We start from the raw sequence: 13,181 nt of genomic DNA, 5'->3' as shown, positions 1-13,181 counted from the left end.
CTTCCAGTTGATTGGAGATCTTGAACAGCTCTTGGATCAGCTGGCGCAATTTTCTGTTGTTCATCGGCTTGCTTTGGATAAATGGCTTAATTCCGATGCCGTTGCGGGTACGCCTCAGTCCACTCCTGCTCTGCCATCCCTTCAGGAACCAGGGCTTGGTAAGCGCTGCTGTTGAGGATCTCGTTCACCGCTTCCCCCAGGCGCTCCACCGAGCGACTGTCGGGGAGGCGATCCACCAGCTCCTGGTGCATGCGCAGCAGATACCAGGTACTGCCATTGAGCCCGGCATTGAACTTGCGCCACATGCCTAGATCGCGGCGGGAATCCAGCACCATGTCGCCAGCGTTATGGGCCTTGTCGGCTGCCGTCACCAGCAGTGACGTCAGCGGTTTGCCAGCCAGGGAGTCGAGATAGCGGGTCTTGCGCAGCAGCCATGGTTCCTTCTCACCCGGCTTGGCCTCGGGAGAGGTGTCGGTGCAGTCGCGCACGATGTCGGCCACCGCACCACCGAAGCGTTCTGCGATCGAACCATGGCTTTGGCCGGCGTCTTCGATGGCGTCGTGCAGCAGAGCAGCGATCGCCTGGTCTTCATTGCCGCCGTCTTCCCACACCAGCGCGCTGACGCTGATCAGGTGGGAGATGTAGGGGATTGGTTTGCCTTTGCGTCGTTGATTGCGGTGCAAGGCATCGGCCCATTGCAGGGCTTCGCCGTAGCGGGGGGTGAGGGTCATCTCAAGGCAGCTGCAGCAGTGTTTTCAACATCGTGATCAGTTCTTTTTTGCTGAAGCTCTCCAAGGGTGGGGGAGGTGCCTGGATCCCCTCCTGCTCGAGCGTTGTGCACAGCTCCGCTTTCTTCAGCTTGGAGACTCCTTTGATGCCGTTGGCTTTGCAGATCTGCCGTAGCGATTGAACGGTTTGGCGTTGAAAACTGCCTGGACCCAACAGGGCGAGCTGTTGTTTTGAGCTGGCCAATGCTGATGGTCCATGGCCCTCAGGGGAAACGGCCACCTGCAGTTCCTGGTTGATGGCGCGCAAGGAACGGGCATCGGATTGCGCCAGGTGATGCAGGTTGTTACGCAGCGCGTCAGCGAGTTGTCCCATCGGTCCCCTCAAGCTTCATTTGGACGCTGTTCTGTTTCTCAACGATGGCCGTGAGTTGCTGCTTGGTCTGTGTCCAGCGGCGAATAAAGGACGTGACAGCTTTGATTAAACGGCCGATAAAGGCACCACCGCTATAGCTGCGCCGTCCCAGTTGATAGGCGCCAAATTCATTCACCAATTCATCGCCGGCATCTTCCAATTGCCCCACCACAGTGGTGACGATCTCGAGCATTTCGTAGGCCTCTTGGCGAACCGAAGCTTCTCGTTCTGCAATGGCACGGATCTTTTGTTCCAGCACCTGCATGGCCTCACGATTTTGGCTCGCTTTGCTGCGATAGACACCGCGGCTGATCATCACTGATTTGTAGCTGGACCTCAGTTCGCTGTAGATCCTGTCCAAATCTGTTCGCTCTAAGTCGACAGGATCAATCGGAAAGTGTCCCGTGGAGAGGAGTTCAGTCATTGCTGCGTATCAATGGCTTCACCCTCGCTGCCATGCCGATTTCACACCTCCCTCAGATCAGCGATTTTTGCTCTGAGATGGATCACTCAGATGGTGGATCCCATCGTTTTTGCATCCATCAACGCTGCTCACCACGTTGCGCGTATTTCACGACCTCGATCGCACCGGCACCACCGTCATTCCCACGGGCGCTAAGGCGATCAAGGCCAACTTGATGTGCTGGACCCCGAAGGGAATGCCAACGATGCTCACAAAGCAGGCGAGGGCGGAGCTGAGGTGACCGATCGCCAGCCACCAGCCCGCCACCAGAAACCACAGCACGTTGCCGATCAGCCCCGCCGGCCCAGTGCCCAGATCGCCCCGGCCGCTGAGATCCCGACGATTCACGGCTTCCTGCCCGAACGGCCACAGTGCGAACTTGCCGATCACAAAACAGGAGCGGGCCCAGGGCAGTCCGATCACCGTGATGGCGCAGAGAAGGCCCGCCAACCACCAGCCCAGGGCCATCACGAAGCCCCCGAGCACAACCCAGAGGATGTTGAGGAGTGCACTGATCATTCCTGCATCATCCCCCTGGTTGGGTGGATCGGACAGCTTTAGTTTGCGGTCGCTTCAAGAGTCCGCCCCAATGCCCCTCCGCGCCTTGCCCCTGGTGGCGGCCACCGTTGCCTTCACTTGGTTTGGCACCGCTGCGAGGGCCGTTGAGGCGTCGCCGGTTCTCAACCGCTGGTCGGATGTGGCCCCCACGGACTGGGCGTATCAGGCTTTGAGCAACCTGGTGGAGCAGACCGATTGCCTGGCCGGCGCCAGCGGCGCTGTTTTTGCTGGGCGCCGCGCCATCTCCCGCGATGAAGCGGCTGCTCTGTTGAAGGCCTGCCTGGAACGCGTCACGGTCCAGACCGATGCGCTGACGCGCCTGCTGCAGCACTTTGAGCCGGAGCTGGCGGAGTTGAAAGGCCGCAGCGATGGGCTCGACGCCCGTGTGGCTGAACTGGAGGCCACCCAGTTCTCCACCACCACCACCTTGAGTGGTCTGCTGACAACGGTGTTGGGTGCCAATCGCTTCATGGGCTCCGCCGCTGGCCTGCGCTCATCCAGCAACCGCGACGCTGGCGGCACGGCATTGGCTGGTGATCTGCAGCTGACGCTCGAGACCAGCTTCACCGGCAAGGACCAGCTCACCACGGTGTTGCGCGCCGGCAACTTCGATGGGGACGACAACGCCTTTGCCAGCGGTGGTCCCTCGGGACTGGCTGTTCTGGAGACGGCCTTCCAGGAAGGGGACACGCCGTATCAGGTGGTCGTCGACAAGTTGTTTTATGCCTTGCCCCTCGGCGATTCGCTCACCTTCACGGCCGGTCCGGTGGTGGGCCAGGAGGACATGCTTGCCGTTTGGCCCAGTGCTGGCCCAAGCGAGCCGATCCTTGATCTGCTCACCCTCCATGGGGCCCCTGCGGCCTACAACAAAACCAAAGGAGCCGGTGCTGGTCTGCAGTGGTCGGCCAGCAACGGATTCCGGGCGGCCCTCAGTTATGTGGCCGCCAATGGAGCCAGCAGTGACAGTGGCTCTGGAGGGATCGGCAGTGCCAACGCCGGCAGTGCGGCAACGCTGCAGATCGGTTGGGTGCAGGAGCGTTGGCGCCTCGCGGCCGTCTACTCCAAGCTTCAGAACGGGCAGGGGTTGATCGCCTTTGCCACACCCTTCACCCAGGACCAGCTCTCGACGCGTGGGGTCACCCATGCCGCCGGCCTGTCGGGGTCCTGGCAGCCGGAGCAGAGCGGCTGGATTCCGTCCATCTCCGCTGGATGGGGCATCAACAGCAGTGACACCAACCGCGCCGGGGCTGTGGCCACCAGCCAGTCCTGGAGTGTCTCCCTCGGTTGGAGCGATGTGCTGCTGGCTGGCAATGCGGCTGGCATGGCCGTCGGCCAACCGGTGTTCGCCACCGAGCAACGGGGTTCCGCCACCCCCGCCGATGGGCAGTTCATCTGGGAGTGGTGGTATCGGGCGCAGCTCACCGACAGCATGAGCCTCACGCCGGCTGTCTTTGTTCTGTCCCGCCCGATGGGTCAGCAGACGCCGTCCGGCACCAGCTTCAGTCAACTGGGCGGTCTGATCAAAACCACATTGGAGTTCTGAGTGCGATGCGTTGGATTGCTCTTCCGCTTTGTCTTGGCTTGGCATCGCTCCCCCATCAACCGGCAATTGCGGCGCCGAATTTCTTTCGTCGCCCACCCACGCAGCTCACCATTCACAACCCTTCTGCAGTGGAGGGTCAGCGCAATCGCACGACCCTCAGTGTCCATGTGCCGGCCGATGCCGGAGCCGCTCTCGAACAGATCCAGCTCACGCAGCTGAGCAATCTCGATCACTGGAACTGGGGACGTCGTGCCCCTGACGTCTATCGGGGAACGTATGCATTGCGTGGACGTCAACAGAACAGTGAGATCACCGCGTCAATGGTCAGTGACCGTGGTGATGTTCAGATCCGTTTGCTTCCCCCTGCCTTACCCGGGGAGACGGTGAATCTTGTCTTTCGTGGTTTCAATCCAGAGCAAGGGATCTACCAATGGAGCTCCGTCTTGGTTCCACAGGGTGACGCAGCCATCTCCAGTGTTGGCCCAACGCTGCGGCTTCATGTTTATGGTGCTGATCCGTTTTTTTAAGCTGTTGATGCACCCTCTGCCGCTGGGAGACTGCGATGTCCACTCAGCCTGATGCCGACAGCAACCTCAAGCGCGCCCTTGAGCAGTTGGAGCACAACGAAGCGGCGGTGGCGGAGGCAATCAATGAAGCCCGTGCCGAACGCTCCCGCAGTGCGCCCCCGATCACCGGACCAGCCCTGCTGGAGCGCATTGATCAACTGGCCGACCAACGGACATTGGACAGCCAGGATGCGGCTCTGCTCTGCGATTGGCCCGATGCGGCCTCGATTGGTCAGGCCTGGTTTGAACTCAAATATCCAGGCCAGTCGGTTCCCAGCCCGATGCTGGTGCTCGATGCCTACCTGGTGGACGCCCCTCCTTTCCTCAGCAAGGCCCAGCGTGATCAGGTCGGTGATTGGTATCGCAGCAAAGTCTCCGCCAAGCCCGAGTACACCCATGCCGTGACCGGAGCGGCGAAGTCGTTTGTTCTGATCGGCGATCTCAATGCCAGTGCCGCAGGCACCCGATGGCAAACGATCATTCCGGATCTGCTGGCTGAGGGACACAACCTCGGGTTCAACATCACCAAGGAACAGGCCACCGCAGCGGCAGCTCGATGGATTGTTGCTGTCGCCGACACCTTTGCTCCTCCCTCGCTCCACTGAGCCGACCGACTCCATGGCCCTGCAGCTGCACTCCGCCGACTATCTCCATGACGACGGCATCACCTATTGCATTCGGCGTGAGTCGTTGAATCAGGACTTCACCATTTACGAACGCCGTGATGGCACCTGGGTGGACTCCGGCTTGGACCAGGCGGTGAAGGATGTGAACTTCGCTGAGTTCAAACGGTTGGGGCTGTTGATCAAAACGATCATGGATGCCGATCGCTGGGTGGCTTAGCCGGACATTTAGTGTCGACCGAACCACTACCACCGTTCGATCGGTCGTTCGATCTCGATGAGCAAGTCTCTGGTTCCGTCCCAAGCGCTTGATTTCCTCGGCCGCGTCTTGATGGCAGCGGTGTTTGTCAATGCACTGCCCGGCAAGCTCAGCGATTTCGCTGGCACCACGGCCTATATCGCCCAACGCGGTGTGCCCGAGCCCCTGGCTGGATTTCTGCTGGCCTGTGCGATCGCTGTGCTGATCCTGGGTTCAATTCTGTTTGTGTTTGGCTCCAACACCCGCCTTGGTGCGTCGTTGTTGTTGCTGTTCCTGGTGCCCACCACCTTGATCTTTCACACGTTCCCGGTGGATGCCGCTTTCGTGATGAACCTGGCCTTAATCGGGGGCTTGATCCTGTCTCTGAGCCGTTCCACCGCCGCTGCGGTGCCCACCTTCCGGGGTTTGCGCAGCAAGGCCGGCATCTGGCGTGCCTGACGACAGTGCATTAAAAAAGCCCCGCCTTGGCGGGGCTTTGTCATGTGGCCTTCAAAGCTCAGTCGTCGAAGACTTTGCACATCGGTGAACCCGGGTGGGTGTCGCAGATTTTGTCGAGCAGCTTGTCGCGATGGCGGCTCTCAGGATTGTTGATCGCAGCATCATGCTCCGGATCAAATTCGTCGGATGAATGCTTTTCGTTGGTGCTGAAAGGCACTTGGAACGATTCGTACTTGTCGTCGGTCTTTGCCGACGAGTCGAACTCGTCGTATTGCTGAGTGTTTTCACTCATTTTATGGCTCCAGGGTGAAACGCCTAAGCAATCAGAAGTTAGTCCCGCAAAAAGGTTTGTGGGGCGTTACTACAATTTTTTCCGGCTTATTTCAGCACCTCGGAACAAAGGCTTGAAGGCGCCCCTCCAGACCTCGGAAGGGCTGGAGTCAAGCGCGATTCAGATCGTCTTTGCTGCGCACCCGTTTGACGGCCAGTCCAGCTTCCGTCGCAGAGACCGCCGCTAAGACCAACAAACCAACCAATCCAATCAACTGGTTCTGAGGTTCAACGGCCGCGTCGGCATCCTGGGCCAGAACGGCCCCGATCACAAACCAGCCGGTAGCCAGTGCAGAGGTGATCCAGTAGGCCTTCCATCGGCGCTGGTAGAGGTAGCCGGCGCCGAGGCCTGGCACCACGTTGAGCAGTGCTCCGACCCAGCCGGCTGAAGCGGCCAGGACCTGGTCTCGGCTGGGAGCCGACCCTGGTGTTGGTGTGGTTGCCACCGGTCAGGACTCCGCGTCGTTGTCGCCGCCCATCAGTTGGGAGACGTTGGGCATCGGATCGGGCTTGCCATCGGCAATGGCGCGGGCCCGTTGATAAAACCAGCTTTCGGTGGTTCCAGCCGCCTCCATGTCAGTGGCGATCTTGGCCCAGTTGTTGATTTCGGCTTGATCCACTCAATTGCCCCCGTTGCAATAGCGCACAGCTTCGCCAGTGCTCAAGCCCGTGGCTGTGACTTCAGAGACACAGCTGTTGAAAGCCTTGCTTTCTTGCTTGACCGCACAGAGACCGAGGGCAATGGCTGCCAGGGACAGAGCGGAGACGACGGTGGCAGAAATCTGGATGACGCCATAGGCGAGCATCGCTTTCTTTTTGCCGCCGCAAGTTTGCGGGTTGCCGGTTTCGTCCGCCATGGTGTGGAACACAGTGGAGCCACCCTATGGATGGACGCTGGACGGCGATGGGCGGCCGGCAACCGGATATCCGAACGCCCAATGGCCATGGCTCAACTTCGCTGTTGAGGCCCCCCGTCGGCATGCCTGCTGTCCGGTTTATGTGGTTTGAAGCAAGACAAAGCTTGCGATTCAACTCCGATAGAATGGCTTGGTCACCATTGAATTCATGGGTTACAAGATTGCAATCGGGACCAGGTCAAACGACTTCCGCGATGTCGATCTCTGTGACGACCTGGATGCAGCGATGGAGTCGCTTAATCGGTTGATTAACCAGCGAAATTATGTCGAACCTGATTCCGTAGTGTCTTTGTTTGATACCGAATCAGGAAAGAAAATGGCACAATATGCTTTGCAGGATTTCAATTACTCAGTGGCTGAGTCCGATTGATTCATGGTTGCAGGAGGGATTGGCAAATCCCCCTGGCCTCAGCAACGATCTCATTGGTCGGGTAGTTGCACAACAATGCACTGTTGTTGAAGGTCCGTGGTGTGAAGGGGCCCAGGCCATCGTCGGGCACCCTGCTGCAGGAGCGTTTGTTGGTGAGCAGCCGATGGGGCGTGTCGGTTGGTTGTTGTCCGTTCTCCATCCATTCTCTGCAGCGATAGGCCTTGTACTCGCTGTCCGTCATCGATTGACAGCCAGCCAAGCCAGGCCCGACCACGATGCAGAGGACGAGGGGCCATTGTCGTGCAGGCATACGGATCAATGAACCAGATCCAAACTACCCGCTGTGTTGGCTTGAATCAGGTTGCTGACTCAACGTTGATGTCCCATCGACTTGAGTATTTCTTTGGCGTCCTGTTCCGACATCACAGACACCAATTGCGTCACCCGACGATGAATGGTGGGCCTGGGTGCGGTCCGTGTGGGTAGATGGCTCCACGCTGCCTCCCAGCGGTGAATCAGCAAGTTGCGGTAAAAGTGCGTGGCGACGTTGTTGTTCAAGCTTGCGGTGCGAGGGTCTTGTTCCAGCCTGATTCGTGTTTGTTGCCTCCACCTCCCCTGATTGAGGGATTACTGATCGCACCATCACCTCCGAGATTGGTTCCATCCAGCACACAAACTCAATGGCATGAGCTCCACCACCGCGTTGGTGCCTGTCTCCCTCAGTTGAGTGACCCTGCTCAGCCCCACTTGATTCCGTCCAGCCAGTTCGAGCAAGCCACGATCCTGTCGCTAGAACTTCGAGAAGGGCCGCACGGGTATGGAGCTTCCGATCGAGAGCGGGTTTCATGGAGCCCTCAAGCAAGTGGAGCGCTTGCTGGCTCAACGGCGCGTTGTCGCCGTCATGGGCGATCGCCTCACCTTGTGTTCCTTCGTGTTGGCGGAGCCGGTTCGTCCGTCCCTGATCGGTGCCGCAACCACGGAAGACGAAGGATTTGCCCTGGTGCAGAACAACCGGCCGGATCTGCTGATCTGCAGCGAGGATCTGGAGACGGGCTACGGCCTCAATCTGCTCAAACGGGTGCGCAGTGCTGTGCCCAATTGCCAGATGTTGATCGTCCTGGTCCGAGAAACACAGGAGGTGGTGCAGGAAGCCTTGGCGGCCTGTGCCGATGGTGTGATCTTTAAATCAAGCCTTGGCTCCGGCCATGGAGATTTAATTTCTGCACTGCAAACCATCGCCGAAGGGGCTGTCTATTACCCAGAGCAAATTCGTGGTTTAGCGGCAGCCTCGGCTCCGAATCCAGATTTACCGGCGTTAATTGAAGAGCTCACGCCACGGGAGCTCGAGGTCGTGGCTGCGGTGTCCCGTGGTCTGAAAAACAATGCAATTGCTGATCAACTTGGGGTATCTCTGGAAACCGTCAAGACCCATGTCGGCAATTCCATGGCCAAACTCGCAGCGCGAGATCGCACCCAGATGGCCGTGACGGCCCTGCTCTACGGCTTAATTAATCCTTTGGATTAAAACCTTGCGGCTGACTGTTGGTTCAGAACAGCTGCCAACTGCTCGTGAGCCATTGGGGTGCCACACTCCACCAAATCGCGCAGGCCACAAAGATGGCCGCAAGGCCGATCAAGGAGGTGATCAGCTGTTCTTCTTGAGAAGGATTGTCCTGACGTACCTTCGCCATAGATTCCATCGCCTGTTGTTTCTTCTATAACGCTGCAGTCAGAGTGAATCAACGCGTTGATGTACTCATCTGAGCCGTGCCGTGGTGGCACTTGATCAGCTGTCTGCTAAGCGGACGATTAGGTAAGAACGCTGACGACAAAGGGTTCCTGCTGTTACACACTGAGGACAGGGATAAGCGTTGAGCAGGGTTTGGACTCCCTGCTTTTTTTTGTCCCTGCACCGAACAGGTTGTGGCGTCACGGCCTTTGCCCTTGACCATCGCGTTCAAGACGCCTCAATGGGGTGGCTTTTGTGGGCGTCAATGTCTGAATCGTTGTTGGATCGCTTGGTTGAGGAGGCGGTCGCCCATCGGCGTCAACTCAGTTGTCGACAACGCTATGAAGGTGCTGTTGATCGCCTCCCCGATGCCCGTCGGAACATCCGCTATGGCGAGGATCGCAACGCGGCTTGAGCCAGACTGGCTCTGACAGCAGCGATCGCCTGGATGGCCAAAAAGACCAAATGTTGGATCTGGTTTCGCAATGGCTTAAACCAGTCCGGCTCCTGGGCGGCGGGGTGGATGGGCTCTCCATCCGATCTGGGTGGCGTGCGCATCGAGCATTTTGAGTACGTTCCCTGCCGTGTCCCTGAGTGGCGGGTTCGTTGGGAGGAACCGGTTGATCTGGACACACCACCAGAGATTCCAGTGGATGCCCAGTGGAAGTTGTTTCCAACCGATTGAGCATCGTTGGATCCTTGAAACAGGGATTAACGACGTCTCATCTAGCGCTCGCCTGTTGAGTCGTTAACTTGTGCGTTCCCCATCACCCAGCCTGGCCATGTGGTCAGGTTTTTTTTTGCGCAGAAGCAAACCCCCCGCTCCCCAAGATGGCAGGGAGGCGAGGGGTCTGATGCTGAACCGGAGTCAGTTCAGTCTTGGCAGGCCAATCCTCTCGGTTGAAGGGATTGGCCTAGCTCGCTCGTTTTTGCATCGCAACCAATGAAATCAGTGTTGACTCAAGGAAAAAACCTCAAGCAATGGAACTGAAGAAAGTGGTTCGAAGCGACTGGCTGGTGGCACCTGGGGCCATGACGTCCAGAGGTGAAGCTGTTGGAGTCCGGGGCACCTGACGGCTGTGCAACAAGGGCCTAACGGTGCATTGGATGTCGATTGGCGTGGCGCTCAAGAAATGCCGACCAAAGGACCAGCCTCACGGATGGGTGGAAACTGTTGGAGCAGGGGCCAGAAAAGTCAGACTGCTTCCGCTTCAGGCTGTGGTGGAGAGTCAGCCGTCATGGGCTCCTCCGATCTCGATGGACCTACTTTCTTCCCCTGAGGCCGACTTGCCTATCCGTTTTCATGCTCATTGCCCCATGGGCTGAAACCGATGAGATTGGAACCGGCGTGACGAGCCCACGGCCCAGGCTCAGATCAGCAGCAATGAGGCGAGTGCCAGCACAGCGATCAGCGCCACGGTTGTCAGCACAGCCACCACAAACGGTCGAACGTCCACCCGCTGTGTCGACCTGGGCCGACAACTTCGGCAGGTTCGGCCCTTGGGGAAGGAACGCACCACAGCACCCGCTCGGAGATGCTCGAACTGTATGGACGACAACCCCTTGGTGCTCAAACGAAATGGCAGGGGGGCCGAACGTTAAAACATCGACATGGCCTTGATTTTGCTCATTTTTTTCTGATCGAGACCACTGAGGTCGTCGTAACTAATCAGTTTTTGCTTGATCATGTCGGCCAGGGTGAACAGGATGTTGTTCACATCAAAATCGCTGCGCCCCTCGTATTGATACCGCTCAGTACTGAGGAAATCATGGAATTGCCAGATCGAATCGGGCGTGTCCAATATTTTGCTTTGTTCTTGCAGCGACGCAATCAAGACTGCGATTGAGCGCTCCTTTCCGGTTTCAAATGCATGACGGGCAACAGCCTGTTCTTCGGTTGTCCAGTCGGAAGTCGACATAAGGCTGTGGGAGTCAGGGGATGGGAGATCAAGCCTGAGAACAGTTCAGGCTGGTGATGATGCGTCGACGGTGGGCAGCGCGAAGCTCAGGAAGCTGAAACCAGGGCGCTGATGGGTTGTCGTGATGTTCGCGATGATAGCCAAAGTGATAGCAACTCGCGAAAGATAAGAATGGAGCCAGGCCCAAACTTCTCGGTTTCTCACCAATGGATGAATTGGTGTTTCGATGTGGAAGATATGTTCCAAACAAAAACAATTGCCACGAACTCAGCAAGAGTGGGACAACACAAAACAGAATGATTGTTTCAACTGGATGTGATGTTGTTTGTGAGGCAATGGCAAATAAAAGCGTCCAACCAAGGCCTAGGGACATCAGCTGGCGGATTCCAACGTAATTGGTTAAAAACCTGAAATACCACCAACCGATGAAGGTTCGACCGGACTGACAGAAATCAGGGTCATGTTCCGTCGCTGGAGATTGATGATGGCGATGATGGTTGGCCTTGCAGACAGCAAACGACAACCCGGCATAGACCAACAGCGTCCAGCGACCGATGCGCTGATTCAACCGAGGGTTGCCCACCGAAAGACTGCCGTGCATTGCATCATGAGCAACGATGAACAGTCCGGTGTGCAGAAACCCGCGGAGGATGACCAAGGCAATGGTCAGCAGCGGATGGGTTGATTCCAGCGGAAGCCACAGGGACACCAGCAGAGACAGCAACCACGCCAAACCGATCACGGTGGCGAGTTGCAGTCCCCGCTGCTGGTCTGCGATCAACTCACTTGCCACCCAACTTGAGCAACTCGGCCGGTGAGGCGAGCAAGTCGATGGCAACGAAGTAGATCTTGTCGTTCTCGTCGAGAAGGAAACGCCAGGCCACATTCATGCCGACCTCGCGACCGAACCATGGGGTCTGCACCTTGCCGGTGACCTTGATCTGGTTGAAACCACCTTCTGCAGGTTCACCGAAGCCGCCCTGGGGCATCAACTTCAGGTTCTGACAATCGCGTTTGAAGAACTTGAGAATGGCATCGCGGCCAACAATCGGCCGCTGGAATGGAGGTTGGAGAGCACCATCATCGAGAAACAGATCGATCAGTGCATCAAAATCATTCGCATTCAGAAGCTGCATGTAGCTCAGAATGGTTTGATTCAGAACACCTGGGATCAAAATGGCTTCACGCTGATCGGCCGGTGTGGGGGCAACAATCGGTTCAGTAACAATGTTGTCGTCATCAATGTTGGGATCGAAACCCATGTCGACGACAAAGTTGCGCAGCAGCGTGATTTGCTGGCCTTGCTCAACCTTCTTGACCGCCTCGAGAACAGAGGAGGCGTTGGCGGAGAGCTTGTATCCCTGAGGGATCGGAGCGACTTTGCCCTGGCGCATGAATTCGCCGAGCTCGTACCAGAAGCAGAGTTTGACGTTGACGGACCAGTAGGCGTAACGGCTTGAAATCGGAGAATTGATTTTGGAGGCCAGATCGCACATGACCTTGGTTTGCTCGTCGAAGCTCATGGCAACGATCTCGTCGAGCGTTGGCTTGGCCAGAGCCATCCGAGCAGCACCGGGGGCGGCGACTGTGATGGTTTGCCCCATTTCGAGGTAAGCAAACCAGATCAAGGCCAGCTGGTCCTCGGCGCTGAGCAGCTTGAAACGTGCCGTAATCGCAGGGACGGCGTCAGCTGTCTTGGTTTCCGGGAAAATCTGGCGCGCCTTGTCGACCGTATACATCCGCGGAAACCTCAGTGGGATGCCTCACCGTAACACTTTGTATCGTATCTTGACGCTTTCCGTACTAAAGGTTGACAGGCCGAGGAGAGTGCTGTATTAAATTCAGTCCTGTCTGAGTTTTGAGCGCTCATTCTGTGGTGGCCGCCGTTCGACGAGGCTGACGACGTCACCGACACTGGTGTCGATCACCCGATAGGTGTGAAAGGTGACCATCGATTTGGTCCGAGCATTCATGTAAGCCTTGAAGGCGGTACGAAAACACATTTCCTTGACCCAGCCTTTGTTCTGGTCTTGGCGCTCAATGCAGAACATGCTCAACAGATCTGATATCCATTGATAACTGTCGTTGGCGACGAATTCGATAATTTTTAGATCACCATCGGGATCATTGTCTGTTTTCAGAACAAGGAGAAGGCCGCCCCTCCCCGGTGGAAGAGACGGCCTATCTCGCTCGTTTGTGCATGGTTCAACCCGAATTCAGAGGGTCTGAAAAGAAGGGCCGAAGCATCTGGCTGAAGGCACCTGGGGCCATGACGTCCAGGGGTGTGGCTGATGAAGCTCCTTAGGGCACCTGTCTGTTGGTGACA

At 57.5% G+C, this 13,181-nt stretch carries 24 protein-coding genes; 9 read left to right on the top strand and 15 right to left on the bottom strand.

Annotated features, from left to right (window positions below; translation table 11 throughout):
* Positions 1-86: 86 nt before the first annotated feature.
* From ACGVKB_RS08600 to ACGVKB_RS08585, 4 genes are all read right to left on the bottom strand, one after another.
* On the bottom strand, positions 87-731 hold the full coding sequence (locus ACGVKB_RS08600; protein ID WP_392351118.1) for an HD domain-containing protein: 645 nt from the start codon (positions 729-731) through the stop codon (positions 87-89).
* 1 nt (position 732) lies between these two features.
* The gene (locus ACGVKB_RS08595; RefSeq protein ID WP_392351116.1) at positions 733-1,101 is read right to left on the bottom strand and encodes a hypothetical protein; all 369 of its coding nucleotides are present in this window, start codon (positions 1,099-1,101) and stop codon (positions 733-735) included.
* On the bottom strand, positions 1,085-1,564 hold the full coding sequence (locus ACGVKB_RS08590; RefSeq protein WP_392351114.1) for a hypothetical protein: 480 nt from the start codon (positions 1,562-1,564) through the stop codon (positions 1,085-1,087). Before ACGVKB_RS08590 ends, ACGVKB_RS08595 begins: the two co-directional genes overlap by 17 nt.
* Before the next feature lie 147 nt (positions 1,565-1,711).
* Entirely contained in the window at positions 1,712-2,122 is a 411-nt protein-coding gene (locus ACGVKB_RS08585; RefSeq protein ID WP_392351112.1) for a YccF domain-containing protein, read from the bottom strand.
* A 70-nt stretch (positions 2,123-2,192) separates the two neighbouring features.
* On the opposite strand from ACGVKB_RS08585, the gene ACGVKB_RS08580 reads away from it, so the two are divergent.
* From ACGVKB_RS08580 to ACGVKB_RS08560, 5 genes are read left to right on the top strand one after another with little or no spacing between them, the layout of a single operon-like run.
* Positions 2,193-3,704 carry an iron uptake porin gene (locus ACGVKB_RS08580; protein WP_392351110.1) on the top strand — a complete coding sequence of 504 codons (1,512 nt, stop codon included), beginning with the start codon at positions 2,193-2,195 and terminating at the stop codon, positions 3,702-3,704.
* A 5-nt stretch (positions 3,705-3,709) separates the two neighbouring features.
* Positions 3,710-4,231: a DUF2808 domain-containing protein gene (locus tag ACGVKB_RS08575; protein ID WP_392351108.1), complete on the top strand. Its 522-nt coding sequence runs from the start codon at positions 3,710-3,712 to the stop codon at positions 4,229-4,231.
* Between the two features lie 35 nt (positions 4,232-4,266).
* Positions 4,267-4,875, top strand: coding sequence for a hypothetical protein (locus ACGVKB_RS08570; protein ID WP_392351106.1), 609 nt, complete (start codon positions 4,267-4,269; stop codon positions 4,873-4,875).
* A 13-nt stretch (positions 4,876-4,888) separates the two neighbouring features.
* The gene (locus ACGVKB_RS08565; RefSeq protein WP_392351104.1) at positions 4,889-5,113 is read left to right on the top strand and encodes a hypothetical protein; all 225 of its coding nucleotides are present in this window, start codon (positions 4,889-4,891) and stop codon (positions 5,111-5,113) included.
* A gap of 57 nt (positions 5,114-5,170) precedes the next feature.
* Positions 5,171-5,590 carry a DoxX family protein gene (locus ACGVKB_RS08560; protein WP_392351102.1) on the top strand — a complete coding sequence of 140 codons (420 nt, stop codon included), beginning with the start codon at positions 5,171-5,173 and terminating at the stop codon, positions 5,588-5,590.
* 58 nt (positions 5,591-5,648) lie between these two features.
* On the opposite strand, the gene ACGVKB_RS08555 is transcribed toward ACGVKB_RS08560, so the two are convergent.
* The 4 genes from ACGVKB_RS08555 to ACGVKB_RS08540 all read right to left on the bottom strand — a co-directional run bounded on the left by ACGVKB_RS08555 (position 5,649) and on the right by ACGVKB_RS08540 (position 6,777).
* Positions 5,649-5,882 (bottom strand): hypothetical protein, encoded by a 234-nt coding sequence (locus tag ACGVKB_RS08555; RefSeq protein WP_392351100.1) that lies wholly within the window; start codon positions 5,880-5,882, stop codon positions 5,649-5,651.
* Positions 5,883-6,030: 148 nt separating this feature from the next.
* Positions 6,031-6,366 (bottom strand): hypothetical protein, encoded by a 336-nt coding sequence (locus tag ACGVKB_RS08550; RefSeq protein WP_392351098.1) that lies wholly within the window; start codon positions 6,364-6,366, stop codon positions 6,031-6,033.
* A gap of 3 nt (positions 6,367-6,369) precedes the next feature.
* Positions 6,370-6,540 carry a hypothetical protein gene (locus ACGVKB_RS08545; protein ID WP_392351096.1) on the bottom strand — a complete coding sequence of 57 codons (171 nt, stop codon included), beginning with the start codon at positions 6,538-6,540 and terminating at the stop codon, positions 6,370-6,372.
* A complete protein-coding gene (locus ACGVKB_RS08540; protein ID WP_392351094.1) occupies positions 6,541-6,777 on the bottom strand; it encodes a hypothetical protein in 237 nt (78 codons plus the stop codon).
* A gap of 190 nt (positions 6,778-6,967) precedes the next feature.
* Here ACGVKB_RS08540 and ACGVKB_RS08535 point away from each other — a divergent pair, with 190 nt between their 5' ends.
* The gene (locus ACGVKB_RS08535; protein ID WP_392351092.1) at positions 6,968-7,207 is read left to right on the top strand and encodes a hypothetical protein; all 240 of its coding nucleotides are present in this window, start codon (positions 6,968-6,970) and stop codon (positions 7,205-7,207) included.
* A 1-nt stretch (position 7,208) separates the two neighbouring features.
* Here the strand turns inward: ACGVKB_RS08535 and ACGVKB_RS08530 are convergent, their stop codons facing one another.
* Positions 7,209-7,448, bottom strand: a complete 240-nt coding sequence (locus tag ACGVKB_RS08530) for a hypothetical protein (protein ID WP_392351090.1) — start codon at positions 7,446-7,448, stop codon at positions 7,209-7,211.
* Positions 7,449-8,024: 576 nt separating this feature from the next.
* Between ACGVKB_RS08530 and ACGVKB_RS08525 the strand changes: the two genes are divergently transcribed.
* The gene (locus ACGVKB_RS08525; protein WP_392351088.1) at positions 8,025-8,732 is read left to right on the top strand and encodes a LuxR C-terminal-related transcriptional regulator; all 708 of its coding nucleotides are present in this window, start codon (positions 8,025-8,027) and stop codon (positions 8,730-8,732) included.
* Between the two features lie 22 nt (positions 8,733-8,754).
* Here the strand turns inward: ACGVKB_RS08525 and ACGVKB_RS08520 are convergent, their stop codons facing one another.
* Positions 8,755-8,898 carry a hypothetical protein gene (locus ACGVKB_RS08520; protein ID WP_392351086.1) on the bottom strand — a complete coding sequence of 48 codons (144 nt, stop codon included), beginning with the start codon at positions 8,896-8,898 and terminating at the stop codon, positions 8,755-8,757.
* 303 nt (positions 8,899-9,201) lie between these two features.
* Between ACGVKB_RS08520 and ACGVKB_RS08515 the strand changes: the two genes are divergently transcribed.
* Positions 9,202-9,351 (top strand): hypothetical protein, encoded by a 150-nt coding sequence (locus ACGVKB_RS08515; RefSeq protein WP_392351084.1) that lies wholly within the window; start codon positions 9,202-9,204, stop codon positions 9,349-9,351.
* Between the two features lie 108 nt (positions 9,352-9,459).
* On the top strand, positions 9,460-9,621 hold the full coding sequence (locus ACGVKB_RS08510; protein ID WP_392351082.1) for a hypothetical protein: 162 nt from the start codon (positions 9,460-9,462) through the stop codon (positions 9,619-9,621).
* A 685-nt stretch (positions 9,622-10,306) separates the two neighbouring features.
* Here ACGVKB_RS08510 and ACGVKB_RS08505 read toward each other — a convergent pair.
* The 5 genes from ACGVKB_RS08505 to ACGVKB_RS08485 form a co-directional block, all read right to left on the bottom strand.
* Positions 10,307-10,456 (bottom strand): hypothetical protein, encoded by a 150-nt coding sequence (locus ACGVKB_RS08505; RefSeq protein ID WP_392351080.1) that lies wholly within the window; start codon positions 10,454-10,456, stop codon positions 10,307-10,309.
* A gap of 78 nt (positions 10,457-10,534) precedes the next feature.
* Positions 10,535-10,855 carry a hypothetical protein gene (locus tag ACGVKB_RS08500; RefSeq protein WP_392351078.1) on the bottom strand — a complete coding sequence of 107 codons (321 nt, stop codon included), beginning with the start codon at positions 10,853-10,855 and terminating at the stop codon, positions 10,535-10,537.
* A gap of 28 nt (positions 10,856-10,883) precedes the next feature.
* Positions 10,884-11,579 (bottom strand): fatty acid desaturase, encoded by a 696-nt coding sequence (locus tag ACGVKB_RS08495; RefSeq protein ID WP_392351076.1) that lies wholly within the window; start codon positions 11,577-11,579, stop codon positions 10,884-10,886.
* Between the two features lie 58 nt (positions 11,580-11,637).
* Positions 11,638-12,594 carry an orange carotenoid-binding protein gene (locus ACGVKB_RS08490; protein WP_392351074.1) on the bottom strand — a complete coding sequence of 319 codons (957 nt, stop codon included), beginning with the start codon at positions 12,592-12,594 and terminating at the stop codon, positions 11,638-11,640.
* A 102-nt stretch (positions 12,595-12,696) separates the two neighbouring features.
* A complete protein-coding gene (locus tag ACGVKB_RS08485; protein WP_392351072.1) occupies positions 12,697-12,912 on the bottom strand; it encodes a hypothetical protein in 216 nt (71 codons plus the stop codon).
* Positions 12,913-13,181 lie beyond the last annotated feature (269 nt).

This window comes from Parasynechococcus sp., from assembly GCF_042954325.1.
Lineage (GTDB): Bacteria > Cyanobacteriota > Cyanobacteriia > PCC-6307 > Cyanobiaceae > Parasynechococcus.
Note: the sequence above shows the minus strand (reverse complement) of the source record. Positions and strands in the feature narration are given on the sequence as shown.